This is a genomic window from Streptomyces sp. MAR4 CNX-425 (genome assembly GCF_048656465.1).
In the GTDB taxonomy this organism is placed as follows: Bacteria; Actinomycetota; Actinomycetes; order Streptomycetales; family Streptomycetaceae; genus Streptomyces.
Map to the genome: position 1 here is coordinate 116,952 of NZ_JBMDLF010000013.1, position 23,470 is coordinate 140,421.

General features: G+C 74.0%; 28 protein-coding genes. 13 read left to right on the forward strand and 15 right to left on the reverse strand.

Translation table 11 applies throughout. The annotated features are described in order from the left end of the window. Window positions 1-30: 30 nt before the first annotated feature. The 5 genes from ACHZ99_RS29685 to ACHZ99_RS29705 form a co-directional block, all read right to left on the reverse strand. Complete coding sequence (locus tag ACHZ99_RS29685; protein ID WP_420307901.1) at window positions 31-477, reverse strand: Fur family transcriptional regulator; 447 nt, start codon at window positions 475-477, stop codon at window positions 31-33. A 49-nt stretch (window positions 478-526) separates the two neighbouring features. Next, a complete protein-coding gene (locus ACHZ99_RS29690) occupies window positions 527-1,093 on the reverse strand; it encodes an FABP family protein (protein ID WP_420307902.1) in 567 nt (188 codons plus the stop codon). Window positions 1,094-1,282: 189 nt separating this feature from the next. After that, window positions 1,283-2,284, reverse strand: coding sequence for a hypothetical protein (locus ACHZ99_RS29695; RefSeq protein ID WP_420307903.1), 1,002 nt, complete (start codon window positions 2,282-2,284; stop codon window positions 1,283-1,285). After that, entirely contained in the window at window positions 2,281-3,123 is an 843-nt protein-coding gene (locus tag ACHZ99_RS29700) for a hypothetical protein (RefSeq protein WP_420307904.1), read from the reverse strand. The genes ACHZ99_RS29695 and ACHZ99_RS29700 overlap by 4 nt, the downstream gene beginning before the upstream one ends. Next, window positions 3,120-4,067, reverse strand: coding sequence for a hypothetical protein (locus ACHZ99_RS29705; protein WP_420307905.1), 948 nt, complete (start codon window positions 4,065-4,067; stop codon window positions 3,120-3,122). Before ACHZ99_RS29705 ends, ACHZ99_RS29700 begins: the two co-directional genes overlap by 4 nt. A gap of 84 nt (window positions 4,068-4,151) precedes the next feature. Between ACHZ99_RS29705 and ACHZ99_RS29710 the strand changes: the two genes are divergently transcribed. Then, the gene (locus ACHZ99_RS29710) at window positions 4,152-4,514 is read left to right on the forward strand and encodes a DsrE family protein (protein ID WP_420307906.1); all 363 of its coding nucleotides are present in this window, start codon (window positions 4,152-4,154) and stop codon (window positions 4,512-4,514) included. Between the two features lie 7 nt (window positions 4,515-4,521). Here ACHZ99_RS29710 and ACHZ99_RS29715 read toward each other — a convergent pair whose 3' ends face one another. The 7 genes from ACHZ99_RS29715 to ACHZ99_RS29745 all read right to left on the reverse strand — a co-directional run bounded on the left by ACHZ99_RS29715 (window position 4,522) and on the right by ACHZ99_RS29745 (window position 9,416). Continuing rightward, window positions 4,522-4,773 carry a DUF3099 domain-containing protein gene (locus ACHZ99_RS29715; RefSeq protein ID WP_420307907.1) on the reverse strand — a complete coding sequence of 84 codons (252 nt, stop codon included), beginning with the start codon at window positions 4,771-4,773 and terminating at the stop codon, window positions 4,522-4,524. A gap of 66 nt (window positions 4,774-4,839) precedes the next feature. Beyond that, the gene (locus ACHZ99_RS29720) at window positions 4,840-5,127 is read right to left on the reverse strand and encodes a DUF1416 domain-containing protein (protein WP_420307908.1); all 288 of its coding nucleotides are present in this window, start codon (window positions 5,125-5,127) and stop codon (window positions 4,840-4,842) included. Between the two features lie 61 nt (window positions 5,128-5,188). After that, window positions 5,189-6,028: a sulfurtransferase gene (locus ACHZ99_RS29725; RefSeq protein WP_420307909.1), complete on the reverse strand. Its 840-nt coding sequence runs from the start codon at window positions 6,026-6,028 to the stop codon at window positions 5,189-5,191. 166 nt (window positions 6,029-6,194) lie between these two features. Next, on the reverse strand, window positions 6,195-6,305 hold the full coding sequence (locus ACHZ99_RS29730; protein WP_420307910.1) for a putative leader peptide: 111 nt from the start codon (window positions 6,303-6,305) through the stop codon (window positions 6,195-6,197). A gap of 223 nt (window positions 6,306-6,528) precedes the next feature. Next, a complete protein-coding gene (locus ACHZ99_RS29735; RefSeq protein WP_420307911.1) occupies window positions 6,529-7,263 on the reverse strand; it encodes a DUF2993 domain-containing protein in 735 nt (244 codons plus the stop codon). Window positions 7,264-7,330: 67 nt separating this feature from the next. After that, a complete protein-coding gene (locus tag ACHZ99_RS29740; protein ID WP_420307912.1) occupies window positions 7,331-9,151 on the reverse strand; it encodes a hypothetical protein in 1,821 nt (606 codons plus the stop codon). A gap of 7 nt (window positions 9,152-9,158) precedes the next feature. Then, window positions 9,159-9,416: a MoaD/ThiS family protein gene (locus ACHZ99_RS29745; RefSeq protein WP_420307913.1), complete on the reverse strand. Its 258-nt coding sequence runs from the start codon at window positions 9,414-9,416 to the stop codon at window positions 9,159-9,161. Window positions 9,417-9,567: 151 nt separating this feature from the next. Here ACHZ99_RS29745 and ACHZ99_RS29750 point away from each other — a divergent pair, with 151 nt between their 5' ends. From ACHZ99_RS29750 to ACHZ99_RS29760, 3 genes are all read left to right on the forward strand, one after another. Next, window positions 9,568-11,313, forward strand: coding sequence for an ABC transporter ATP-binding protein (locus ACHZ99_RS29750; RefSeq protein ID WP_420307914.1), 1,746 nt, complete (start codon window positions 9,568-9,570; stop codon window positions 11,311-11,313). 65 nt (window positions 11,314-11,378) lie between these two features. Next, window positions 11,379-13,217 (forward strand): ABC transporter ATP-binding protein, encoded by a 1,839-nt coding sequence (locus ACHZ99_RS29755; protein ID WP_420308029.1) that lies wholly within the window; start codon window positions 11,379-11,381, stop codon window positions 13,215-13,217. Window positions 13,218-13,306: 89 nt separating this feature from the next. Continuing rightward, a complete protein-coding gene (locus ACHZ99_RS29760; protein ID WP_420307915.1) occupies window positions 13,307-13,906 on the forward strand; it encodes a Uma2 family endonuclease in 600 nt (199 codons plus the stop codon). Here the strand turns inward: ACHZ99_RS29760 and ACHZ99_RS29765 are convergent. Next, window positions 13,894-14,787 carry an alpha/beta fold hydrolase gene (locus ACHZ99_RS29765; protein ID WP_420307916.1) on the reverse strand — a complete coding sequence of 298 codons (894 nt, stop codon included), beginning with the start codon at window positions 14,785-14,787 and terminating at the stop codon, window positions 13,894-13,896. The genes ACHZ99_RS29760 and ACHZ99_RS29765 overlap by 13 nt on opposite strands. 165 nt (window positions 14,788-14,952) lie before the next feature. On the opposite strand from ACHZ99_RS29765, the gene ACHZ99_RS29770 reads away from it, so the two are divergent. Continuing rightward, window positions 14,953-15,717, forward strand: coding sequence for a response regulator transcription factor (locus tag ACHZ99_RS29770; protein WP_420307917.1), 765 nt, complete (start codon window positions 14,953-14,955; stop codon window positions 15,715-15,717). 75 nt (window positions 15,718-15,792) lie between these two features. Continuing rightward, window positions 15,793-16,809, forward strand: a complete 1,017-nt coding sequence (locus ACHZ99_RS29775) for a LacI family DNA-binding transcriptional regulator (RefSeq protein ID WP_420307918.1) — start codon at window positions 15,793-15,795, stop codon at window positions 16,807-16,809. Window positions 16,810-16,822: 13 nt separating this feature from the next. On the opposite strand, the gene ACHZ99_RS29780 is transcribed toward ACHZ99_RS29775, so the two are convergent. Next, window positions 16,823-17,383: an ATP-binding protein gene (locus ACHZ99_RS29780; protein ID WP_420307919.1), complete on the reverse strand. Its 561-nt coding sequence runs from the start codon at window positions 17,381-17,383 to the stop codon at window positions 16,823-16,825. Between the two features lie 64 nt (window positions 17,384-17,447). Here ACHZ99_RS29780 and ACHZ99_RS29785 point away from each other — a divergent pair, with 64 nt between their 5' ends. From ACHZ99_RS29785 to ACHZ99_RS29795, 3 genes are read left to right on the forward strand one after another with little or no spacing between them, the layout of a single operon-like run. Beyond that, window positions 17,448-18,302, forward strand: coding sequence for a helix-turn-helix domain-containing protein (locus tag ACHZ99_RS29785; protein WP_420307920.1), 855 nt, complete (start codon window positions 17,448-17,450; stop codon window positions 18,300-18,302). Between the two features lie 16 nt (window positions 18,303-18,318). Next, on the forward strand, window positions 18,319-18,522 hold the full coding sequence (locus ACHZ99_RS29790) for a DUF397 domain-containing protein (protein WP_420307921.1): 204 nt from the start codon (window positions 18,319-18,321) through the stop codon (window positions 18,520-18,522). Window positions 18,523-18,545: 23 nt separating this feature from the next. Next, complete coding sequence (locus ACHZ99_RS29795) at window positions 18,546-18,740, forward strand: DUF397 domain-containing protein (protein ID WP_420307922.1); 195 nt, start codon at window positions 18,546-18,548, stop codon at window positions 18,738-18,740. On the opposite strand, the gene ACHZ99_RS29800 is transcribed toward ACHZ99_RS29795, so the two are convergent. Beyond that, complete coding sequence (locus tag ACHZ99_RS29800; RefSeq protein ID WP_420308030.1) at window positions 18,737-19,207, reverse strand: DUF6194 family protein; 471 nt, start codon at window positions 19,205-19,207, stop codon at window positions 18,737-18,739. The two genes, ACHZ99_RS29795 and ACHZ99_RS29800, sit on opposite strands and share 4 nt — an antisense overlap. 48 nt (window positions 19,208-19,255) lie before the next feature. Here ACHZ99_RS29800 and ACHZ99_RS29805 point away from each other — a divergent pair, with 48 nt between their 5' ends. The 4 genes from ACHZ99_RS29805 to ACHZ99_RS29820 are packed head-to-tail and all read left to right on the forward strand — an operon-like array spanning window position 19,256 to window position 23,463. Continuing rightward, on the forward strand, window positions 19,256-20,077 hold the full coding sequence (locus ACHZ99_RS29805) for a MerR family transcriptional regulator (protein WP_420307923.1): 822 nt from the start codon (window positions 19,256-19,258) through the stop codon (window positions 20,075-20,077). Continuing rightward, window positions 20,074-21,192, forward strand: coding sequence for a S1C family serine protease (locus ACHZ99_RS29810; RefSeq protein WP_420307924.1), 1,119 nt, complete (start codon window positions 20,074-20,076; stop codon window positions 21,190-21,192). The genes ACHZ99_RS29805 and ACHZ99_RS29810 overlap by 4 nt, the downstream gene beginning before the upstream one ends. 4 nt (window positions 21,193-21,196) lie before the next feature. Beyond that, window positions 21,197-21,946 (forward strand): response regulator transcription factor, encoded by a 750-nt coding sequence (locus ACHZ99_RS29815; protein ID WP_420307925.1) that lies wholly within the window; start codon window positions 21,197-21,199, stop codon window positions 21,944-21,946. Next, window positions 21,943-23,463 carry a HAMP domain-containing sensor histidine kinase gene (locus tag ACHZ99_RS29820; RefSeq protein WP_420307926.1) on the forward strand — a complete coding sequence of 507 codons (1,521 nt, stop codon included), beginning with the start codon at window positions 21,943-21,945 and terminating at the stop codon, window positions 23,461-23,463. The genes ACHZ99_RS29815 and ACHZ99_RS29820 overlap by 4 nt, the downstream gene beginning before the upstream one ends. The last annotated feature ends 7 nt before the right edge of the window (window positions 23,464-23,470 follow it).

The following is a 23,470-nucleotide window of genomic DNA, read 5'->3' on the forward strand; positions in this document are numbered from 1 at the left end:
TCAAGAGTACGTCCGGGCGGGCACCCTTCGTCACGGGCCGGATGCGCCCGCGGACGCGCCCGGCTCGGCGCACGTCGCGCAGCGGCCGAGGATCGCGAAGTGCTGGACGTCGCTCTCGAAGCCGAACCGCTGCCGCAGCGTCTCCGCGAACGGCTCCGCCACCGCGTTCTCCGCCTCGATCACCCGGTCGCAGACCCGGCACACCAGGTGCAGGTGGTGGTGGCGGTCGGCGATGTGGTACGTCGGCGGGCCGTGGTTGAGGTGCGCGTGGCTGACGAGGCCCAGCTCCTCCAGCAGCTCCAGCGTGCGGTAGACCGTGGAGATGTTGACGCTCGCGGCGGTCTTGCGCACCTCGCACAGAATCCCGTCGGGCGTCGCGTGCTCCAGGGAGTCGACGGCCTCCAGCACGAGCTGCCGCTGCGGCGTCAGCCGGTAGCCGCGTTCGCGCAGGTCGCGCTTCCAGTCGGTGGTCTCCACGGCTCAAGTGTATGAGCGTCGCGCAGGAAGCCCCGCCGGCCGCCCGGGATCAGCGGAAGAACGCGATCCCGTCGTCCGGGAGGTCCTTCAGGTCCTTCGCCCACTCCCGGGGGTCCACGACCTTCTTCAGCTGCGCCGACATGTACGGCCGCAGCTCCACCTCCGGGGTCGCCTTCTCGCCGACCCACATGAGGTCGCCGTTCACGTACCCGTAGAGCCGCTTGCCGCCCGCGTACGGCGGGGAGGCCGGGCCGCGCGCGACCGCGTCCGTGGCCAGGTCCAGCTGCGGCTTGCCCTCGGCCAGCTCGCCGTACCAGACCTCGGCGACGCCCTGGTCGCGCACCATGACGGCCTCCAGCTGCCGGCCGGGACGCAGGCGCCAGTAGCCGCTCTCGCTCTCCAGCGGGCGCACCTTCGCGCCTTCGTCGTCGAGCACCCAGGTGTACGACGTGTAGGCCAGGAAGTCCCGGCCGTCGTGCCCGAAGCGCAGCTCCTGGCCGAAGTTGCACTTCTCGGCGCCGGGGAAGTCGAAGACGCCCGCGCCTTGCCAGTCGCCCAGCAGGAACGCCAGCGGGACCAGGTCCTTGTGCAGGTCGGAGGGGATCTCGATCGGCATGTCAGCGCTGGCCCTGGTACAGCTTCTTCACGACCAGGCCGGCGAAGGCCAGTGTGCCCACGCAGACCAGCACGAGCAGGATGTCGAAGGTGAGGACCAGCACGGGCGCTCCGTAACGCGAAGAGAGTCGATGAGGGGGCGTACCGACGCCGAGTCTAACCGCCGGGCCGGACACCGGCCCGGCGGGCGTCACCCGAGGAGCTGCTGCTGGAGGGCCAGGGTCTGCTGGAACGGGATCAGCGGGGCCTCCTTCGGCGCCGCGACGGTGACCAGGCCGACGGTGTCGCCGGCGACCAGGTACGCCTGCCGCACGTGCTCCTTGCCGCGCGGCTTCGCCTCGTCGTACACGTACAGCTCCACCTCCGGCAGCTTGTCCTCGTCCGACCAGTTCTCGTCGACCAGCACCTCGGGGGCGCCGGTCAGGTCGCGGGCGGTGGAGATGCCGCCGGCGAGCTGCTGGTCGTAGAAGTGGGCGGCGAGGGAGCCGGTGTTGAACTGGAGCAGGAAGATGCGGACGCGGGTGTCGTCGGGCATGGTCCAGCCGGTAGCGGCGATGTGGCGCACGGCCTCGTCCCGGAGCGCCCGGCGCAGCTCCGTCCGCTCCTCCTCGACGTAGCCGGAGACGAAGTCGGCGGTGGCCAGCCAGCCGTCCTCGGTCTTCAGCCCGTCGTCGTCCCCGGCGCCCTCGGGCGCGGGCAGCAGCAGCTCGCGGAGGTCGGCGTGGTGGACCTCGCCGCCGTTGGCGGGGGCGAACGGCGGCGGCTTGCCCGCGGGCAGCGCGGGCAGCTCCAGCTCGGGGTAGTCCCAGCGGCCGTCGCCCTCGGTGGCCAGGCCGGGCAGGTCGCCCCGCTCGGCGCCGGTGACGGCGTACGCGGAGCCGAACGCGGCACCGGCGAGGAGGAGCACGGCGGCGCCCCAGCGCAGCGCGGGGCGGACCCACCGGCGGGGCGGGCGCGGCGGGGGCGGAGGCGGCCCGAAGGGGGCGGGCTGCTCCTGCGCGTACGGGGGCGGGGGGTGCTGCGCGTAGGGCGCGGGCTGCTGCTGCCCGTACGCGGGCTGCGGCTGCGGTGGCGGCGCCTGCTGCGGCGGTGCGTACGCCGGCGGGGCCGCGGGTGCCGGTGCTGGCGCGGGTGCCGGGGCGTCCGGGCGGGGCGGATCCGGCTCGTACCCGCTGGTCTCGTAGCCGCTCATATGGACTTCCCCGGGGCGTCGATGTGGGCGAGCTGGTCTTCGAGGAGCCGCACGGCGCGCTCGCCGTGGGCGGCCGACCCGTACGCGGTGAGCGAGACCAGCAGGTCGCCCTTGGCCGCCGAGCAGGTCATCATCTTCACCCCGCCGGCCCCCAGACCGGCCGTGGGGCCGGGCACCTCGAAGCACGCGGCGTTGTCGTGCCCCTCGACCTCCGGGCCCTCCTCGTACTCGCCGAGGCTGCGCGCCAGCTCCTCCTGTACGGCCGCGAGCCCGGCCGCCGTGCCCTCGGCGCCCGTCCGGGCGAGCTGCACCTCGACGACGAGGTCGAACCCGTCGGCCTCGTAGGACCGCATGGCCATCCCCTTCAGGTCCAGGTCCGCCAGCGCGTCGCGCTGCATCCGCCGCTGGTCGGGCGGCAGTCCGCGCATCGTCTGCTTGTAGACGGCGTCCGCCTGCCGGGCCGACAGGACGGTCTCGTTGCCGAAACCGTCGATGTCGGGCCCGGGGTGGTAGCCGCGCGGCATGGGCAGCAGCGCGCCGCCGAGCGGGCCGCCGGCGGGCGCGGGGACGCCCGGCTGCTTGGCGGCGTCGCCGTGGGGTTTGCGGTTGCCGGGCTTCTGCCAGACGTCGGTGTCGCCGGCGCCGCGGTCGGCGTCCTGCACCCGCAGCGCGGTGGCGACGACGCCGGTGGCCGCGACCCCGGCGGCGAGCACGGCGGCCAGCACGACGAGCACGAGCCGCCGCCGCCCGGACCGCGGCCCGGGCGGCGGCGCCGGGGCCGCGGGCGGCTGGGCGGCCGGCGGCGGGGGCGGGGCGGGCGCGGGGTAGTGGCCGGTCACAGGCGCTCCAGCTGGCGTTCGGCGAGCGCGGTGAGGTCCTTCTCCGCGATCGGGGCGGAGTCGTACATGTAGATCTCCAGCACGATGTCACCGCGGCGGGCGAGGACGTTGCCCTGGTACAGCGGCAGCAGACCCGCCTCCTCGATCGGGGCGGCGGGGAAGTACGCCTTGCCGTTCGACGACCCCTTCAGCGACTCGGTGCGCACATCGCCGTCGATGCCGAAGATCGAGACGGTCTCCATCATCTCCATGTACTCCGCGGACCCCACCGAGTCCTCGTCCCGGAACTGGCTGAGGTACACGACCACCGTGTCGGCGCCGGCATCCTCCGTCCACGACGTGAACGCCGTCCTCCGCAGCCCGAACTCCAGCATCACGCCGAGCATCTCCTCAGGCGCGCCCGTGTCGGCCGCCAGCTCGTACGGCGCGAGCCAGCCCTCCCCGCCGTAGTCCAGCTCGGCGTCGGTCGCGCCGTCCGGGATGGGGACGAGCAGCTCGCGCAGGTCGCCGTCCGTCTTCACCCGGCGGTCCTGCGCGGCGGACAGCGGCTCGGGGGCCTCGTCGGCGGGCAGCGGCTTCTTTGGGTGCGCGAGGCCGGGCTGGTTGAGCGGGGGGAGGGGCGTCGGGGGTTCGCCGGCCTGCTCGTAGTAGCCGTAGGTGACGCCGCCGAGGGCGCCGGCGAGGACGGCCGCGACGAGTAGCAGGGCGGTGCGCAGCCCGCGGCGGCGGGCGCGGCCGGCGCCGGGCTGCGGCGGCGGCCCGAAGGCGCTGCCGCTGCCGTTCCCGGCCCCGTCCGCCGTCCCGTACGCGCCCGGTGCCGGGCCGCCGTACGTCCCGTACGACGCCTCGCCCGGGGGCGGGGTGTCGGGCCCGATCGGCTTCAGCCGGGTCGTCGGCGGGTCGTCGGCCGGCGGCGGGCCGCCCGTTCCGTCGGGAAGGGTCACAAGCGCCCCCTGCTCACGTCCATATCTGTACAGCGCGCGGCGCCGCGAGAATGTCACCCTCCCCGCGGTCCTACAGTTGGGCGCATGGCGAAGAATCTGGTGATCAAGGTGACCGCGGGGTCGGACGCGCCGGAGCGCTGCTCCCAGGCGTTCACGGTGGCGGCGGTCGCCGCCGCCAGCGGCGTGGAGGTGTCGCTCTGGCTGACCGGCGAGTCGGCGTGGTTCGCGCTGCCGGGCCGGGCCGCGGAGTTCGAGCTGCCGCATGCCGCGCCGCTGCCGGACCTGATCGACGGGGTGCTGGCGGGCGGCCGGATCACGCTGTGCACGCAGTGCGCGGCGCGGCGCGGGATCGAGGAGAAGGACGTGCTGGAGGGGGTGCGGATCGCCGGGGCGCAGGTCTTCGTCAGCGAGGCGATGGCCGACGGCGCGCAGGCCCTCGTCTACTGAGGACCGCTCACCGCTCGTCCCACCACTTGTCGCCCTCCTCCCACCGGTTGCCGGTGATCGCCGCCAGCGGCGGCAGCGCCGCCGCGACGACGCACATGGCGACGGCGGCGGGTACGGACCACGGGTAGACGACGGCACCGGCCAGCACGAACAGCAGCACCGCCGAGCCCATGAGCAGGAAGTAGCGCCTCCGGCGCCGCGGCTGACTGCGCGGCACCCGGGGGTCGAGCCGGAAGCCGTGACGGCGGAAGCCCCGCACGCCTCCACGGTACGCCGGGAGGCGGTACGGGGCTTCCGCGCGGCTCACGCGCCGTACGGCGCGGGCTCAGACCGCGATCGCGACCTCCGACAGCCCGCCCTGCTGGGCGACCACCGTGCGGTCGGCGGTGCCGCCGGGCACCAGGGCCCGTACGGTCCAGGTGCCCTCCGCGGCGTAGAACCGGAACTGGCCGGTGGCAGAGGTCGGCACCTCGGCGGTGAACTCGCCGGAGGCGTCCAGCAGCCGCACGTAACCGGTGACGGGCTCGCCGTCGCGGGTCACGGAGCCCTGGATGGTGGTCTCGCCGGCCTTGGCGGTGGAGGCGTCCGGGCCGCCTGCCGTGGCTCCGCACATGGGGGTGGTGTCCTTTCGTCGGTCCGCGGTCGTCGGTCCGCGGTCGTCGTGCCGTGCGTCGTCAGTCGTTGGCGCCGAGCTCGATCGGCACGCCGACCAGGGAGCCGTACTCGGTCCAGGAGCCGTCGTAGTTCTTGACGTTCGGCTGGCCCAGCAGCTCGTGCAGCACGAACCAGGTGTGCGCCGACCGCTCGCCGATGCGGCAGTACGCGATGGTGTCCTTGGCCAGGTCCACGCCCTCGCCCTCGTACAGCTCCTTCAGCTCGTCGTCCGACTTGAAGGTGCCGTCGTCGTTGGCCGACTTCGACCACGGGATGTTCCGCGCGGAGGGCACGTGCCCGGGCCGCTGCGACTGCTCCTGCGGCAGGTGCGCGGGGGCCAGCAGCTTGCCGGAGAACTCGTCGGGCGAGCGGACGTCGACGAGGTTGAGGGTGCCGATGGCGGCGACGACGTCGTCGCGGAACGCGCGGATCGCGGTGTCCTGCGGCTTCGCCTTGTACGCGGTGGCCGCGCGCTGCGGCACCTCGGCGACCAGGTCGCGGGAGTCCAGCTCCCACTTCTTGCGGCCGCCGTCGAGGAGCTTGACGTCGGCGTGGCCGTAGAGCTTGAAGTACCAGTAGGCGTAGGCGGCGAACCAGTTGTTGTTGCCGCCGTAGAGGACGACGGTGTCGTCGTTGGCGATGCCGCGCTCGGACAGCAGCTTCTCGAAGCCGGCCTGGTCGACGAAGTCGCGGCGCACCGGGTCCTGGAGGTCGGACTTCCAGTCGATGCGGACGGCGTTCCTGATGTGGTTCTTGTCGTACGCGGCGGTGTCCTCGTCGACCTCGACGAGGACGACCTTCGGGTTGTCGAGGTTGGCCTCGACCCAGTCGGCGTCCACCAGGACGTCACTGCGGCTCATCTGCTTCTCTCCTCCGGAGCGCTGAGACAGGGGGTACGGGCGGGGTGCGCCGGCGCGCGCGGTGAGGCAGGGCGGGGCGCCGGACGCGGTGTGTGCGGACAGCCGGGCGGACGGTGCGGGGAGGCACGGCCCGGCTGGGGGCGGGAGCTGCGGACCCGGGCCCCGGTCAGGCGGTGCGACAGAGCATGGCGGCGACGCGGCACAGGTCGACGGCGCGCCGCTGGGTCAGGTGATCTGCCTGTCCCCGGGGGCGGGGACCGCTCATCGAGCACAGCATGCCGTCGATCGTACGGAGGGACGTGCGCCCGTGTCACCGGCGTGTCGAATGGCGAGACGAGTCTGTCCGGGATGCGGGACAAGGGCGGGGCGGGCGCGGCCGTGCGGCGGGGTGCGCGGGGGGTTTTCGGGGCGGGGTTTCTGCGGTATGGACGCGGCGGTCTCAGCTTACGGACGGGGGCGGCGCGGGCGGCGGCGGGGGCGGCCTGCCGGCGGCGGCGCGGTCAGCCGCGGGCCGAGCGCTCGTCGCCCAGCTCCACGTCCTCGCCGCCGCCCGTGACGACGATCCCGTCCTTCGTCACCTCGACGTCCGTCAGCCGTATGCCGGGCGGCAGGTCCTCGACCGTCCAGCTGTAGTCCATGCGGTCGCGTATGAACCCCTCCAGGCCCGGCATGCCCCCGAGGTTGTCGAGGTCGGTCGCGCGCAGCCGGATCGTGTCGCCGTCCGCCACGGTCACCTCGCCGAGCACCGACTCCTCCAGCCGCTGCCCGAGGAAGCTCGTCCCGACCGTCGCCTTGACCTTGTCGTCGCCGGCCGCGTCCTTCCCGCCGTACGAGACGGTCACCACCGGCAGCGCCGCAGAGATGTCCGCGTACGTGATCTTCACCGTGCCGTCGGCGCGGTCCGCCGTCGCCCGGTCCCAGTCGTCGCCCTCGATCCGCACCCCCTCCAGCGCGCCGCGCACGCCGTCCAGGCGCAGGGTCCGGCCGCCGGTGCCGACGGCGTCAATGCCGTCGATCCGTACGTCCACGGCCTCGAACTCCCGGGACATCACCTGGGTCAGGAAGGGGAAGCCCTTGATGTCGATCGTCGGCCGCTGGGACAGCCCGTACTCCTTCTCGATACGGTCCGCCGCGTCCGACTCGGCCAGCCGGAGCGCGACGCGGTCGGCGGCGAGCGCGAGCACGCACAGCACGGCCACCACCACCGCAGTGATCTTCAACGCGCGCTTCGGCATCGGTTCTCCGCCCCCCGGTCGGTCGTGCCTGAGAGCTTAGACAGATGTGCGGGTGATCGGGGGCCGGTCAGAGCAGCGCCAGCCCGAGGAGGTGGACCGCCCCCGCCGAGAGCGCGAGCGGCAGGGACACCCCGGCTGTCATGTGCACGAACCGCGACGGGTAGTCGTAGCTGGCCACCCGGACCGCGACGAGCACGCACACCCCGATCGCCAGTCCCAGCAGCCCGCCGGCCGCGCCCATGTCGGTGCCCAGCCCCGCCGCCAGCCCGCCGGCCCCCGCCGCGGCGACGGCGGCGACGGGCGAGGCGTTCGGCGGCAGCGGCACCGCCCGCCCCAGCGTCCCGGCGGCCACGGCGACGGCGCCGACGACCACGGCGTGCCGCTCGGCGGCGAGGTAGCCGGCGGCGAGGACGGCGAGGGCGGCGGCGGCCAGGGCGACGTTGAGAGCGGCGAGGCGCTCCTTGGGGGCCCGGGTGCTGCGCAGCTGGACGAGGGCGATCACGAGGAACCAGCAGCCGAGGGAGCCGAGCGCGGCAATCGTCGCGTCGTCCTCGTCGACGGCCAGGACGGCGCCGGTCGCGGTGAGGCCCGCGGCGGCGGCCAGCGCGATGCCCTCGCGGGCCGGCCACATGCCGTTCAGCCGGAACCAGCCGGCGGCGGTCACCACCTGGAGCAGCGCGACGGCGACGGCGAGCCCCGGGCGGACGTCGAGCGCGGCGGCGAGGGCGAGGAGCGCGGCCAGGGCGGCGGTGACCGCGGCGGGCCGGGGCCCGGGCTCGATGAGGACGGAGGTGCCCTCCTCGCGGAGGACGCCGGCGGGGGGTTTGGGGCGGCGGGGGGTGGGGGCGCCGTAGAGCGTGCCGGTCTCGGGACCGCGGGGGCCGGGGAAGCCGGTCGCGGCGGTCCCGGGGGCGGGGGCCCGGCCGGCGGCGGGTACGTCGGGGTGGGGGTCTGCGGTGCCGGGGTGGGCGGAGGCGTGGCCGTGTGGGACTCCGGGATGGCTGCCCGGGGCGGAGTGGGCCCCGGTCGTGGTGCCGGGGTGTGCGGCCGGAGCAGCGTGGTTGCCGGGTGCGGTGCCGTGGACGTCCGTCGGGCCGCCGGGGTGTCCGCCTGCCGTGCCGGGGTGGCCGCTGCCGGGGCCCGCGTGGCCGCCCGCGGGGCCGGGGTGGCCGGGGGCCGGGGCGGCGGGCCCGGTGCCGCCGCGCTCCCAGCCCTCGGGCCAGTGCGCGCCGTCCCCGCCCGCCGGGTCGTGGTCGGTGATCGGCGGCAGGTAGGCGGTCTGCTCGGCGGCTGCCCCGCCGCCGGTGCCGCCGTGCGGCGCGGGGACGCCCGCGCCGGTGCCGCCGTAGCCCGCGGCGCCGTCGCCGGGCACCGGCGGGAGGTACGCGGTCTCCTCGGCCGCCCCCGCCCCCGGAGGCGGCCCGGCCCCGGCGCCCGCGCCGAGCACGCCGTCCGCCGGCGGGTACGGCCCTCCGCCGTACCCGGCACCGCGCCCGCCCGGCGACCCGTCGCCGTACTGCGGCGCGTGCCCGCCGGCCGGGCCCCCGGCGCCGCCGTACGGGTCCACGTGCCCGTTTCCGTACGAACCGCCGTAGGCGCCCCCGTACGCCCCCGGCCCCGGACCCTGACCCGGTCCCGGTCCCGCCTCCGTCACCGGCGGCAGGTACGAGGTCTGCTGCCCCGCCGCCGACTCCTCGTGCAGGGCCATGCCCAGCTGCGTCTCCGGCCCGTCACGGCCGTCGCCGCCCTGACCCGCCGCCGGCGGAAACTGCGTGTGCCCGCTCGGGACGCCGGCGCCGTCGCGCTGTTCCTCGTCGTACGGCGCCCAGCCCGCGGCGGCCGGAGGGGCCGCCGACCACGGCGTGGGGTCGTGTCTCTGGTCGCTCATCGTGCGCCTAGCCTCCCGCGAACGGGGGCAGGACCTCAACTGTCCCCCCGTCCGCCAGCGCCACCCCCGCGTGGTCCCGGGCGCCCACCGCCCGCCCGTCCACCAGGAACGAGCACCGCGCCAGCACCCGCGCCAGCTCCTGGCCGTGCCGCCCCCGCGCCGCGGCCAGCGCCTCGGCCAGCGTGTCCGCCGCGTAGGGCTCCTCCGCCGTCCCGGCCGCGGCCTTGGCCGCCGCCCAGTACCGGATGGTGCCGTTGGCCGTCATGACGTGGCGCCCCTTTCGCTTCTGACTCCGAGTCCGGTCTTCCCTGCCGGGCCTTCCGGCCCGGCGTCGCCGGTTCCGGCAGTACGCCCCCCCATCATGCCGGTGGCGAAATCGTTGTCGCCCCGGGCAACCATCGACGTACGCTTCCGGCGTGCTCGTCCGCATCCTCCGCGCGTATCTGCGCCCGTACCGCCGGGACATCGGCCGGGTCGTGGCGCTCCAGCTGATGGCCACGCTGACGACGCTCTACCTCCCCACCCTCAACGCCGACATCATCGACCACGGCGTCATCCCCGGCGACAACGGCTACATCGTGCGCACCGGCGGCTGGATGCTCGCGTGCAGCGTGCTCCAGTTCGGCGCGGCCGGCGGCGCCGTGTTCTTCGCCGCCCGTACGGCCACCGCCTTCGGCCGCGACGTGCGCGCCGCCGTCTTCGACCGGGTGCAGTCCTTCTCCGCGCGCGAGATGGCCCGCTTCGGCGCGCCGTCCCTCATCACCCGCACCACCAACGACGTGCAGCAGATCCAGATGCTCGCGCTGATGACGTTCACGATGATGGTGACCGCGCCGATCATGTGCGTCGGCGGCGTCGTCATGGCGCTCAACCAGGACGTGCCCCTCACGTCCCTCCTGCTGGTCGTCGTGCCGCTGCTGGGCGTCGTCGTCACGCTGATCGTGCGCCGCATGCGCCCGCTGTTCCGCAGCATGCAGGAGCGCATCGACGCGGTGAACCGCATCATGCGCGAGCAGATCACCGGCATCCGCGTCATCCGCGCCTTCGTCCGCGACGCGCACGAGCGGCGGCGCTTCGGCGCGGCCAACGCCGAGCTGAGGGACGTGGGCGTACGGGCCGGAAGGCTGATGGCGCTGCTGTTCCCCACCCCGATGCTCGGCGTGAACCTGTCGAGCGTCGCCGTGGTCTGGTTCGCGGCCGGCCGGATCGACAGCGGCGCCATGGACGTCGGGGCGCTGACGGCCTTCCTGTCCTACCTGATGTACATCCTCATGAGCGTCATGATGGCCACCTTCATGTTCATGATGATCCCGCGCGCGGAGGTCTGCGCCGAGCGCATCCAGGAGGTGCTGGACACCGAGTCGTCCGTCGTCCCGCCCGCGGCCCCGGTGCCCGCGGCGGCCGAGCCGCGCGAGCGCGGCCGGCTCGACGTCCGCGGCGTCGGGTTCCGCTACCCGGGCGCGGAGGAGCCGGTGCTGAAGGACGTCGACCTGACCGCCCGCCCGGGGCGTACGACGGCCGTCATCGGCAGCACGGGCAGCGGCAAGTCGACGCTGCTGGCGCTGGTGCCGCGGCTGTTCGACGCGACCGCGGGCAGCGTCGCCGTCGGGGGCGTGGACGTACGGGACCTGGACCCGGCGGCGCTGGCGCGGGCCATCGGATACGTACCGCAGAAGCCGTACCTCTTCAGCGGCACCGTCGCGTCGAACCTCCGCTACGGAAAACCCGACGCGACCGAGGACGAGCTGTGGGACGCGCTGCGCACCGCGCAGGCGGCGGACTTCGTCGCCGCCATGGACGGGGGCCTCGACGCGCCGATCGCGCAGGGCGGCTCGGACGTCTCCGGCGGCCAGCGGCAGCGCCTCGCCATCGCCCGCGCGCTGGTGCACCGCCCGGACATCTACCTCTTCGACGACTCCTTCTCCGCCCTCGACTTCGCCACCGACGCCGCCCTGCGCGCGGCGCTCGCGCGCCGGCTGGGGGACGCGACGGTGGTGGTCGTCGCGCAGCGGGTCGCGACGATACGGGACGCGGACCGGATCGTGGTGCTGGACGAGGGCCGCGTGGCGGGGGCCGGTACGCACGCGGAGCTGATGGCGGCGAACGGGACGTACCGGGAGATCGTGCTGTCCCAGCTGACCGAGGAGGAGGCCGCGGCATGAGCACGCCGAAGGAACCGGCGCGGCAGCCGGCGCCCGGGCCTCCCGGCCCGCGCCCCAGCGGCCCCATGCGCATGTTCAGCGGCCCGCCCGCCGAGCGCTCCATGGACTTCCGCGGCTCCGCCGTCCGCCTCCTGCGCACCCTGCGCCCCGACCGCGCCCTGATCCGCGCCCTCCTCGCCCTCGGCGCCGCCGCCGTCGCGCTCACCGTCGCCGGCCCGAAGCTCCTCGGCCACGCCACCGACCTCATCGTCGCGGGCGTCTACGGCGACCGGGTCGACACCGGCGGCGCCCGCCCCACCGACGGCATCGACTTCGACGCCGTCGGCGTGACGCTGCTGTGGGCCGCGCTCGTCTACGTCGCCGCGTGGGGACTCGGCCTCGCGCAGGCGCGGCTGACGGCGGTGGTGGTGCAGCGGGCGGTCTTCCGGCTGCGCGAGGAGGCGGAGGCCAAGCTGGCGCGGCTGCCGCTGTCGTACTTCGACCGCAACCAGCGCGGCGAGATCCTCTCCCGGGCGACCAACGACATCGACAACGTCGGGCAGTCGCTCCAGCAGACCATGAGCCAGATCGTCACGTCGCTGCTGACCGTCGTCGGGGTGCTGGCGATGATGTTCTGGATCTCGCCGCTGCTGGCGCTGGTCGCGCTGGTGACCGTGCCGCTGTCGATCGCCGTCGCGACCCGGGTCGGCAAGCGGGCGCAGCCGCAGTTCGTGGCGCAGTGGGCGTCCACCGGCAAGCTGAACGCGCACATCGAGGAGATGTACACCGGCCACTCGCTCGTCCAGGTGTTCGGCCGCCGGAACGAGGCCGCGGAGACCTTCCGGGAGGAGAACGACGAGCTGTTCCGGGCCGGCTACCGGGCGCAGTTCATCTCCGGGCTGATCCAGCCGGCGATGATGTGCATCGGCAACCTCAACTACGTGCTCGTCGCCGTCGTCGGCGGCCTGCGGGTCGCCTCCGGCGCGCTGTCGATCGGCGACGTGCAGGCGTTCGTCCAGTACTCGCGCCAGTTCAGCCAGCCGCTCGGGCAGATCGCGTCGATGGCCAACCTGGTGCAGTCGGGCGTCGCCTCGGCGGAGCGGGTCTTCGAGCTGCTGGACGCGGACGAGCAGGAGCCCGACCCGGAGTCCCCGGCCCGGCCGGCGGCGCCGGTGCGGGGCGAGGTGGCGTTCGAGGGCGTCTCGTTCTCGTACGACCCGGAGAAACCGCTGATCGAGGACCTGTCGCTGACGGTGCGCCCGGGCCAGACGGTGGCGATCGTCGGCCCCACGGGGGCGGGAAAGACGACGCTGGTGAACCTGCTGATGCGGTTCTACGAGGCGGCGGGCGGCCGGATCCTCCTGGACGGCGTGAACGTGGCGGAGATGGACCGCGAGGAGCTGCGCGCGCAGATCGGGATGGTGCTCCAGGACACCTGGCTGTTCGGCGGCACGATCGCCGAGAACATCGCGTACGGCGCCCCGGCGGGCACCCCGCACGACAGGATCGTCGCCGCCGCGAAGGCCACCCACGCCGACCGCTTCATACGGACCCTCCCCGACGGCTACGACACGGTGATCGACGAGGAGGGCACGGGCGTCTCGGCGGGCGAGAAGCAGCTGATCACGATCGCCCGGGCGTTCCTCGCGGAACCGGCGATCCTGGTGCTGGACGAGGCGACGAGTTCGGTGGACACCCACACGGAGGTGCTGATCCAGCACGCGATGGCGGAGCTGCGGACGGGCCGTACGAGCTTCGTGATCGCGCACCGGCTGTCCACGATCCGCGACGCGGACGTGATCCTGGTGATGGAGGCGGGGCGGATCGTGGAGCAGGGCACGCACGAGGAGCTGCTGGCGGCGGAGGGCGCGTACGCGCGGCTGTACCGCGCGCAGTTCGCGGAGCCGGTGGCAGAAACGATCTAGCTCACCCGTGCGGGTGGACTCCGCCCCGGACCGATGATCTGCCCCGCGCCGGCGGGCGAGACTGGCCGCGACCCGGAAGGGGGTGCACCATGACGGTTATGGCAGAGCGCACGGCACGCACCGCGCAGATGACGGTCGAGGAATTCGAGGAGATCGCCAAGGCTGCCGAGAAGCTGAACGACGCCGTCAGGTTCGAGTTCATCGACGGGCGGATCGGGGTCAAGGGCGTGCCGGACGGAGACCACGGGGAGATCATCAGGTGGCTGGTGGAGCAGTGCATCCGGAGCGGGAGCCGCTTGGGCGTGTACTCGGCCGACCTCGGCCTCCGAGTCGGCGAGTACCGCAACGGCCGGGCGAAACCTGATGTCGTCCTGGCGCCGAAGGGAACGTTCGCCGGGCAGGGCGACTGGGCCGATCCCGACCACGTCGCGATGGTTGTGGAGGTGACTTCCTACGACTCGGACACCCACCGTCGGGACCGTGTTGAGAAGCCTGTCGCCTACGCCGCCGAGGGTATCCCGGTCTACCTGCTCATCGACCGTGATGCCTGCACCCTGACCGTGCACAGCGACCACTCTCCCCGGGGCTACCGCGACATCCACTCGGTTGAGTTCGGCGCCACGCTCGCCCTCCCGAAGCCGGTGGACATCGAGCTGGACACCGGGGAACTCAAGGACTACGTGCGCTGACCTTCCGGACCGACCGCCTCCGTCGCCCACGCCGCGATCCGCCGCAGCAGGTCGTCGTCCGCCGCGTTCTCCGCGTGGCCGAAACCCTCCTCCACCCACAGCTCCGCCGCGCCCGGCGCCGCCGCCGCGGCCAGCGCGCGGGGGTGGTCCAGGGGGAAGTAGGCGTCCCGGGTGCCGTGGACGACGAGCAGCGGGACCGGGGCGATCAGCGGGACCGCGGCGGTGGGGGAGAGGGGTTCGGGGTTCCAGCGGCGGTGGTGGACGCGGGTTTTCAGGGCCAGGCGCGAGACCGTACGGCCCACCCGGCGCTCGACCACCCAGTGCAGCCGCCGCATCGGCGCCGTACCGCGGTAGTACCAGCGGGCCGGTGAGCTGACGGACACGACGGCGTCCGCGTACGCGGCCGTGCGCCCCCCGCGCCCCCGCCCATCCCCGCGCTCCGCCCCGCGGTACAACGCGCCGTGCCGCAGCACCACCGAGCCGCCCATCGAGAACCCCACCGTCGCCACCCGCCCGTGCCCCAGCGACCGCGCCCACGCCACCGCCGCCGCCAGGTCCAGCACCTCCCGGTCCCCCACCGTCGACCGCCCGCCGGAGCCCCCGTGCCCGCGGAACGAGAACGTCACCACCGCCGCACGCTGCGCGAACACCGCCGCCGCCCGCCGTATCGCCGGCCGCTCCAGGGCGCCGGTGAAGCCGTGGGCCACCACGATCGCCGGGGCGCCGGGGGCGGCGGGGCCCGGCCCCGGGGCGTACGCCGCCTCGATCGGAACGCCGTCCGCGGCGCGCAGCAGTGCCGTGCGCGAGGGCGGTGACGCGGGCGGGAAAGGACCGGGTGCGGCGTCTCGCCGGTCGGACGAAGCCTCGGGGGTGGCGCTCATGTGGGCTATTCTGGCTGCTGAAGGATCCGGGCAAGGTTGCCCCCGGGTCCTTTTGTGCTTTCATGCACCCTTTGAGGAGGCCGAAGCCATGGGCGAACGCAGAGGCACAGCCGAGACCCCGACGACCGCGATCAATGCTGCCGCCGCGCACCGGGAGGTGCGCCCGTGAGCTCTCTGCTGCTTCTGACGAACGCCCTGCAGCCCTCCGCCGAGGTGCTCCCCGCCCTCGGCCTGCTGCTCCACAACGTCCGGGTGGCGCCCGCCGAGGGCCCCGCCCTGATCGACACCCCCGGCGCTGACGTGATCCTCGTCGACGGCCGCCGCGACCTGCCGCAGGTGCGCAGCCTGTGCCAGCTGCTGCACTCCACCGGCCCCGGCTGCCCCCTGATCCTCGTCGTCACCGAGGGCGGCCTCGCCGCCGTCACCGCCGAGTGGGGCGTCGACGACGTCCTGCTGGACACCGCGGGCCCCGCCGAGGTCGAGGCGCGGCTGCGGCTGGCGCTGGGGCGGCAGCAGCTGCCCGTGGACGAGAGCCCCACCGAGATCCGCAACGGCGACCTGACGGTCGACGAGGCCACGTACAGCGCGAAGCTCAAGGGGCGGGTGCTGGACCTGACCTTCAAGGAGTTCGAGCTGCTGAAGTACCTCGCGCAGCACCCGGGCCGGGTGTTCACCCGGGCGCAGCTGCTCCAGGAGGTCTGGGGCTACGACTACTTCGGCGGCACCCGCACCGTCGACGTGCACGTGCGGCGGCTGCGGGCGAAGCTGGGGCCGGAGAACGAGTCGCTGATCGGCACGGTACGGAACGTCGGCTACCGCTTCGTCGTGCCGGACAAGGCCGAGAAGGCCGAGAAGCCCGGGAAGCCGGGAAAGCCGGAGCCGAAGGCCGGCGCGGCGCAGGAGCCCGAAGCGCGCCGTTCCCGGGCGTAGCCCGGCGCCCGAGCCCTTGGCCAGGGCTTCACTGCGCGGGGTAGTGCGCGAGGTCATCACGCGTAGACTTGCGCCGTGGCCAAGGTGACGCGGGACGACGTGGCACGGCTGGCGGGCACCTCGACCGCGGTCGTGAGCTACGTCATCAACAACGGACCCCGGCCGGTCGCCCCGGCCACCCGGGAGCGGGTGCTCGCGGCGATACGGGAGCTGGGCTACCGCCCGGACCGCGTGGCGCAGGCCATGGCATCGAGACGCACGGACCTCATCGGCATGATCGTGCCGGACGCCCGGCAGCCGTTCTTCGGCGAGATGGCGCACGCGGTGGAGCAGGCGGCGTCCGAGCGCGGAAAAATGGTCCTCGTCGGCAACTCCGACTACCTCGACGACCGCGAGGTCCACTACCTGCGGGCCTTCCTCGGCATGCGCGTCTCCGGGCTGATCCTGGTCAGCCAGGGCCCCAGCCCCGCCGCGGCCGCGGAGATCGACGCCTGGGACGCCCGGGTGGTGCTGATGCACGAGCGCCGGGACCAGCCCGACGACCTGGTCGTCGTCACCGACGACGTCGGCGGCGCCCGGCAGGCGACGACACACCTGCTGGAGCACGGCCACGCGTACGTGGCCTGCCTCGGCGGCGTCGAGACCACCCCCACCACCGGCGACCCGGTCACCGACCACGTCGAAGGCTGGCGCCTCGCGATGCGCGCGGCGGGCCGGCCCACGGAGGGCCGGCTCCTCCAGTCCCCGTACAACCGCTACGACGCCTACCAGGTCGGCCTCAAGCTCCTCGCCGGCCCCGACCGCCCGCCGGCCATCTTCTGCGCCACCGACGACCAGGCGATCGGCCTGCTGCGCGCGGCCCGCGAGCTGCGCATCGACGTGCCGGGCGAGCTGGCGGTGGCGGCCTTCGACAACGTCAAGGAGGCGGGCCTCACGGACCCGCCCCTGACGACGGTCTCCTCGGACCGCCCGGCGATGGCCCGCGCGGCGGTGGACCTGGTCCTGGACGAAACCCCCCTGGCCACCCGCCGCGAACGCCTGAAGCAGTTCCCGTCCCGCCTGGTGATCCGCCGCTCCTGCGGCTGCGCGTAGCGGTACCGGGGCGTCAGCTCCGCTCTGAGGGGAGCTTGAGCGTGACCCACACGCACTTGCCGATGCCGTTCGCCCGCCGGTACGTACCCCACTCGTCCGCGAGCGCGTCGACGAGCGCCAGACCGCGCCCGCTCTCGTCCTCGTCTCCCGCCGTCCGAGGCTGCGGCAGGTCGCCGTTGGCGTCGGCGACCTCCAGCCGTAGCCTCCCCTCCCGCAGAGCGAACCACGTGCCGATCTCGCGCCCGGGCGGCACCGTGGCGTGCCGCACGGCGTTGGTGACCAGTTCGGAGACGAGCAGCACGGCGGTATCGGCCACGTTCTGATCAACGCCCCACAGCCCCAACTGGGCTCTCAGAGCCGTCCGGGCACGCCCCACGCTCCTGGCGTGCCGTGGGAAGCGCCGGCCGGTCTCGCGTTGCTTCCCTGCCGTGAATGCGGCGAACGACGGGTCCATGAGCAAACCCCCTTGTCCATGCGGGCGTTCTGCGATCGGAGCCGATGCAGGCCCCTTCCGCTGACGAAGCACCAGCATGCTTCTGTGCCCGATCGAACAGAAATCGTTCCTACAGAACATGTTCCAAGATTTTCTAGCGTACAGTAATCTCCCTGTGTCGTTGCGTATGCAGAGGGGGCATCACATGACCGGAGCGCGGCCCACCGTGCGCCGTCGGCGCCTGGCCGCCGTCCTCCTGGCGCTCCGGGAGGAAGCGGGCAAGACGCCGGAGGAGGCGGCCGAGCGGATCGGCTGTCATCGGACGAAGATCAGCCGGATCGAGAACGCCCATCTGGGCATCTCCCTCGGCGAGCTGCGTGATCTGTTGGCCTTCTACGGGGTGGAGGACGCCGACTACGTCGAGCAGTTGGTCGGCCTGGCCAGACGGGGGAGAGAGCCGGGCTGGTTGCAGCGGCTGGGCACGGCCTTGCCCTCGTATGCCGACTACGTCGGTTACGAACAGTCCGCGAACTACATCCGTTCGTACGAGCCGCTGCTGGTCACCGGTCTGCTGCAAACACCTGACTATGCCAGGGCGCTTCTGGAGGGCAGCAACGCCATCCTCAGCCGACAGCGTATGGACGAGCTTGTCGGCGTCCGGATGGAGCGGCAGCGCGTGCTGGAAGACGACAAGCATCCACGCCTGTGTGTGATCGAGGGGGAGGCCGCGCTGCTGACCTGTGTCGGTGGTTCGAAGGTGATGCGTGCGCAGCTTGACCACTTGCTGACGCTGGCAGAGCACCCGAACGTCGAGTTGCAGGTTGTCCCCCACAGCGCGGGCGCGCATGCTGGGTTCATGGGAGCGTTCGTGCTGTTCGGCTTCCCGACGCCCGCCTTCTCGGACGTGGTCTGTGTGGAGCACTACACAGGGACGCTCTACCTGGAGACTCCAGAAGAGATCGAGACGTATACGCTCACGTTCGACTCGCTGCGGTCCACCGCTCTGGCTCCGGCCGAGAGCCGTGACCTGATTACCCGATTGAAGACGACGTTCGACTAGGACCCGGAGGCACGGGATGCATTCACTGGAGCACAAGGGTGTCGCCTGGTACAGGTCCAGCTACAGCGGCAACTCCGGCAACTGCGTGGAGGTCGCCCGCGTCGGCCCGGACCGCGCGGTCCGGGACAGCAAGGATCCGCAGGGTGGCCTGCTCACCGTCAGCGGCGTCGCCTGGGCCGACTTCGTCGCCGCGGTCAAGCGCGGGGAGTTGCAGGCGTAACTCACGCTCCGAAGGAAGAGTCCGTGTCACCTCGTTCCGAGTGGTACAAGAGTTCTTACAGCGGCCAGAACGGTGAGTGCGTCGAGGTGCGGCAGGTCGCGGCTGCGATCGGCGTCCGGGACAGCAAGGACCCCGCGGGTGGCGCCCTCGCCGTCAGCCGTGTCGCCTGGGGCGACTTCGTCGCGGCTGTCAGGCGCGGGGAGTTCCCGCTCACCTAACCGCTCACTCCCCGCCCCCGGCGGCGTTCCGCCCGGCGTTTCGCCGCCTCGTGGGCCGCGTGGAGGAGGCGGGACGCCAGTGGGGTGGTGGCGGTGGCCGGGTTGGTGATCGCGATCCAGGTCTGGGCGCGGTACACCGGGTGCGGGAGGACCGCGTCGGTGGCGGTGTAGTCCCTCGGGGCCGGGGCCGCGCGGGGGTGTTCGCCCGTCAGCTCGGTGAACGTGGCGGTGCCGACGTGGATGTTGAGTCGCCGGCGGCCGGGGCGGTCGAGGGCGCACAGGGTGTCGCCGGGGTAGTTCTTCGTGACGACGGTGGCGTACGGCTGCCCGCGCCGGGGCGGCTCGCCGTCGGGGGCGTAGAAGAAGAAGTGGTCGCCCCAAGTGATCTCGGGGAACGCGCTGCCCTCGGCGGGGGCGAGTTCGAGTACGCCGTCGAAGGCGCGGACCTCTTCGAGGAGCTGGTTCATACTCATGGTTCGAGCGTGTACCTGAAGTGCTTATGGAGGGTTGGCCGCATGAACACCTCCGCCGTGGCGGCCGCCTCCGGGTACTCGGTGCAGCAGGTCCGCGATCTGGAGGCGCTCGGCGTCATCCCCGCCGCGGAGCGCGCGGCCAACGGCTACCGGCGCTTCTCCGCCGCGCATGTGCGCGCTCTGGGCGCGTACCGCGACCTCGCCCACGCCGTCGGCCCCGTCGCGGCGCGGCGTGCGATGCGGGAGGTCCGGGGGCTGCCGCCCGGCGACGGGGTGGCGGTGCTCGGGGGGCTCCACACCCGGCTCAACGACGAGCGCGGGCGGGTGCTTGCCGCCCGGCGGGCGCTGGAGGCCATCCGGGCCGAGGCGGTGACCGACGCCGCGCCCGTCGACGCGGACTCCATGACCATCACCGAGCTGTCGCAGGCGCTCGGGGTCAAAGCCTCCACTCTCCGTTTCTGGGAGGAGGCCGGGCTGGTGGCGCCCGAGCGGGTCGCCACGCGCGCGGGGACGGCGCGGCGCTACCCGGTCGCCGCGGTCCGGGAGGCGCGGATCGCCGCCGCGCTGCGGGCGGGCGGGCACCGGGTGCCGGACGTACGGGAGGCGGTGGCGGCCGTCCGCGAGCTGCGCGACGTGGGCCGGTCGCTCGCCGCCCTCGACGCCCATCTGGAGGCCCTGACCGGGCGGGCGCTCGCGCTGCTGCGCGCGGGGGGCGTGCTCGCGGAGATCATCGATCCGCCGGCTCCGGCCGTCGCCGTGCCCGGTTCCGGGGTCGGCTTTATATCGGGCATACGCGGTTTTACTCCGCTTCTTACAGCCGTCTCAGACGGCTCTCAGAATCCCCGGCGATCGTCGGAGGCATGACGGAGCAGACACACCGCACCAGCAGCCAGCCCGACTTCATCGCCGGCCGGGACGGGGTCCTGCCCGCCGCCCCGTCCGGTGTCGGGCACCCGCCCCGGACTCCGGCCCCCGGCCCCGGCCCGGACCCGGCCCCCGCTCCCGGCCCGCGCCCGGCGCCCGCTCCCGGCCCCTGCTCCGGCGGCACCGGCGGCTACGCCGGGTTCGGCGATCCGCCGGCTCCGCCGGCCCCACCCGCGCCGCCCGCGGGTCCCCCGCGGCGCAGGCGGGCCAAGGGGCCCGCCGCCGTGCTCGTCGCCGCGGCGGTCGTCGCCGCCGTCGTCGGGGGCGGCAGCGCCGCGCTCGTCGGGGAGCTGACCGGCTCGTCCGGTACGGCCGCCACCGCCACCGGCGGCGGGGCCGCCAGCGGGACGCAGGTGTCCGCCGGGAGCAAGGGCACCGTCGCCGGGGTCGCCGAGGCGGTGAGCCCCAGCGTCGTGGAGATCCGGGCGACCGGGAGCGCCGGGCAGTCGACCGGGTCCGGGGTCGTCGTCGGCGAGGACGGCGAGATCCTCACCAACAACCACGTCGTCTCCGGCGCCCAGCAGGTGCGGGTCACCTTCAGCGACGGCTCCACGGCCGCCGCCGAGGTCGTCGGCACCGACCCGGACCTCGACATGGCGCTCGTCGAGGTGTCGGGCAAGAGCGGCCTCAAGCCCGCCGTGCTCGGCGACTCCGACTCCCTCCGCGTCGGCGACGAGGTCGTCGCCATCGGCTCCCCCGAGGGCCTCAGCGGCAGCGTCACCAGCGGCATCGTCTCCGCGCTGGACCGCGATGTCACCGTCGAGAAGGAGCAGCAGCCGCAGGGCGGCGAGCAGTGGCCGTTCGGGTTCGGCGGCGGCCAGTACAACGGGCGGCTCGGTGCGGAGACGACCACGTACCAGGCGATCCAGACCGACGCCTCCCTCAACCCCGGCAACTCCGGCGGCGCGCTCGTCGACATGCAGGGCCGGGTCGTCGGCATCAACTCGGCCATGTACGCACCGGAGAACGGCTCCGCCGCGGGCAGCGTCGGGCTCGGCTTCGCCATTCCCGTCAACGACGTGAAGCAGATCCTCGACGACCTCAGGAACAATTGAGGCCGTGACCGAGCAGCAGCAGCGCATCCTGATCGTCGACGACGAGCCGGCCGTGCGCGAGGCGCTGGAGCGCAGCCTCGCCTTCGAGGGCTACGGGACCGAACTCGCCGTCGACGGTCTCGACGCCCTCGACAAGGCGGACTCGTACCGCCCCGACCTCGTCGTCCTGGACGTGCTCATGCCCCGCATGGACGGCCTGACCGCCGCCCGCCGGCTGCGGGCCGCCGGCGACCGGGTGCCCATCCTCATGCTCACCGCCCGCGATACTGTCGGCGACCGCGTGACGGGGCTCGACGCGGGCGCCGACGACTACCTCGTCAAGCCGTTCGAGCTGGACGAGCTGTTCGCCCGTATCCGCGCCCTGCTGCGCCGCCACGCCTACGCCGACGGCGGCGGCGCGGAGCACGGGCAGGCCGACACCCTGGAGTTCGGCGACCTGCGGATGGACCTCGCCGCCCGCGAGGTCACCCGCGGCGGGCGGCCGGTGGAGCTGACCCGCACCGAGTTCACGCTGCTGGAGCTGTTCCTCCAGCACCCGCGCCAGGTGCTGACCCGGGAGCAGATCCTCAAGGCGGTCTGGGGCTTCGACTTCGAGCCCAGCTCCAACTCCCTCGACGTGTACGTCATGTACCTGCGCCGCAAGACCGAGGCGGGCGGCGCCGCGCGGCTGGTGCACACGGTGCGCGGCGTCGGCTACGTGCTGCGCGCCCCCGAGGGCCGGGGTGCCGGGCGCGGCAGGGGCGCCGCCGGGTGACGACCCGGGTCCGCCGGCTGCCGCTGCGGTCGCGGCTGGGCCTGCTCACCGCCGCCGCGGTGGCGGTGGCCGTCGCGGCGGCCGCGGTCGCCTGCTGGCTGATCACCCGCGACCAGCTGATGAGCCAGTTCGACCGCTCGCTGCGGCAGGCGGAGGTGCCGAGCACGCTGCCGCAGATCGTCAACAGCGTCGGCTGCGTCGACGCGCGCCCGACCGGCCGCGTGGAGCGCCTCGGCCTGAACCCGGACCGGACGACCGCGCAGATCGTCCTCGCGGACGGCACCGCCTGCTGGGTCCAGGGGGAGCGCACGATCGACGTGACCGACGCGGACCGGGCGATCGCCGCGCAGACCGGCCCGCGGCGCGTGGAGGTGCTGCACGACGTGACCTCGGGCGGCACCGAGTGGCGGGTGCGTACGATCAGCGGCCTCCGGCTGGGCGGCCAGCCGGCCGCGATCACCCTCGCCCGCCCGCTCACCGAGGTCACCGACCCCCTCCGCACCCTCGCGCTCGTCCTCGCCCTCGTCGCCGGCGGCGGCGTCGTCGGCGCCGGGGCCGCCGGGCTGCTGGTCGCGCGCGCCGGGCTGCGGCCCGTGGAGCGGCTCACGCACACCGTCGAGCACATCGCCCGCACCGAGGACCTCGCCGTCGAGATCCCCGCCGAGGGCGACGACGAGATCGCCCGGCTGTCCCGCTCGTTCAACGCCATGACCGCCGCCCTCGCCACCTCCCGCGGGCGGCAGCAGCAGCTCATCGCCGACGCCGGGCACGAGCTGCGCACGCCGCTGACCTCGCTCCGTACGAACATCGAGCTGCTCGCCCGCAGCGAGGACTCCGGCCGCGGGCTGCCGCAGGAGCAGCGCCGGGAGCTGCTGGGGTCGGTCACCGCGCAGATGACCGAGCTGGCCGCGCTCATCGGCGACCTCCAGGAGCTGTCCCGGCCGGACGCGGCGCCGGACCGGGCGCAGCTGGCGGTCGTGGCGCTGGACGGGATCGCGGAGCGGGCGGTGCGGCGGGTGCGGCTGCGGGCGCCGGAGGTGGAGATCGCGGCGGAGCTGGCGCCCTGGTACGTCCGGGCCGAGCCCGCGGCGATGGAGCGGGCCGTGGTCAACCTGCTGGACAACGCGGTGAAGTTCTCGCCCGCCGGCGGCCGCGTCGAGGTGGACCTCGGCGGCGACGGGCTGCTGCGGGTGCGCGACCACGGCCCGGGCATCCCGGAGGCGGAGCTGCCGCACGTGTTCGAGCGGTTCTGGCGCTCGCCGTCGGCGCGCAGCCGGCCGGGCAGCGGGCTGGGGCTGTCGATCGTGGCCCGTACGGTGCAGCAGGCCGGCGGCACCGTGGCGCTGCGGCGGGCGGACGGCGGCGGCACGGAGGCGCTGCTGCGGCTGCCGGGGGCGCCGGAGCCGCCGCCGGGGTCCTTATCGGCGATACGGGGGCGGCCATGGGGCCACGGCGGCGGCCGGGGAACGGAATCGAAGGACATGCCTCCTTCGGGTGACGGTGCCGCGCACTCCTGACCGGCTG

Excerpts from the sequence above, each read along its gene's own strand:
- ACHZ99_RS29690 (WP_420307902.1), bottom strand. The coding sequence starts at position 1,093 with ATGCCGATCGAGATCCCCTCCGACCTGCACAAGGACCTGGTCCCGCTG.
- ACHZ99_RS29695 (WP_420307903.1), bottom strand. The coding sequence starts at position 2,284 with ATGAGCGGCTACGAGACCAGCGGGTACGAGCCGGATCCGCCCCGCCCG.
- ACHZ99_RS29710 (WP_420307906.1), top strand. The coding sequence starts at position 4,152 with ATGGCGAAGAATCTGGTGATCAAGGTGACCGCGGGGTCGGACGCGCCG.
- ACHZ99_RS29720 (WP_420307908.1), bottom strand. The coding sequence starts at position 5,127 with ATGTGCGGAGCCACGGCAGGCGGCCCGGACGCCTCCACCGCCAAGGCC.
- ACHZ99_RS29725 (WP_420307909.1), bottom strand. The coding sequence starts at position 6,028 with ATGAGCCGCAGTGACGTCCTGGTGGACGCCGACTGGGTCGAGGCCAAC.
- ACHZ99_RS29730 (WP_420307910.1), bottom strand. The coding sequence starts at position 6,305 with ATGCTGTGCTCGATGAGCGGTCCCCGCCCCCGGGGACAGGCAGATCAC.
- ACHZ99_RS29735 (WP_420307911.1), bottom strand. The coding sequence starts at position 7,263 with ATGCCGAAGCGCGCGTTGAAGATCACTGCGGTGGTGGTGGCCGTGCTG.
- ACHZ99_RS29740 (WP_420307912.1), bottom strand. The coding sequence starts at position 9,151 with ATGAGCGACCAGAGACACGACCCCACGCCGTGGTCGGCGGCCCCTCCG.
- ACHZ99_RS29745 (WP_420307913.1), bottom strand. The coding sequence starts at position 9,416 with ATGACGGCCAACGGCACCATCCGGTACTGGGCGGCGGCCAAGGCCGCG.
- ACHZ99_RS29755 (WP_420308029.1), top strand. The coding sequence starts at position 11,379 with ATGCGCATGTTCAGCGGCCCGCCCGCCGAGCGCTCCATGGACTTCCGC.
- ACHZ99_RS29760 (WP_420307915.1), top strand. The coding sequence starts at position 13,307 with ATGACGGTTATGGCAGAGCGCACGGCACGCACCGCGCAGATGACGGTC.
- ACHZ99_RS29765 (WP_420307916.1), bottom strand. The coding sequence starts at position 14,787 with ATGAGCGCCACCCCCGAGGCTTCGTCCGACCGGCGAGACGCCGCACCC.
- ACHZ99_RS29780 (WP_420307919.1), bottom strand. The coding sequence starts at position 17,383 with ATGTTCTGTAGGAACGATTTCTGTTCGATCGGGCACAGAAGCATGCTG.
- ACHZ99_RS29785 (WP_420307920.1), top strand. The coding sequence starts at position 17,448 with ATGACCGGAGCGCGGCCCACCGTGCGCCGTCGGCGCCTGGCCGCCGTC.
- ACHZ99_RS29790 (WP_420307921.1), top strand. The coding sequence starts at position 18,319 with ATGCATTCACTGGAGCACAAGGGTGTCGCCTGGTACAGGTCCAGCTAC.
- ACHZ99_RS29800 (WP_420308030.1), bottom strand. The coding sequence starts at position 19,207 with ATGAACCAGCTCCTCGAAGAGGTCCGCGCCTTCGACGGCGTACTCGAA.
- ACHZ99_RS29805 (WP_420307923.1), top strand. The coding sequence starts at position 19,256 with ATGAACACCTCCGCCGTGGCGGCCGCCTCCGGGTACTCGGTGCAGCAG.
- ACHZ99_RS29810 (WP_420307924.1), top strand. The coding sequence starts at position 20,074 with ATGACGGAGCAGACACACCGCACCAGCAGCCAGCCCGACTTCATCGCC.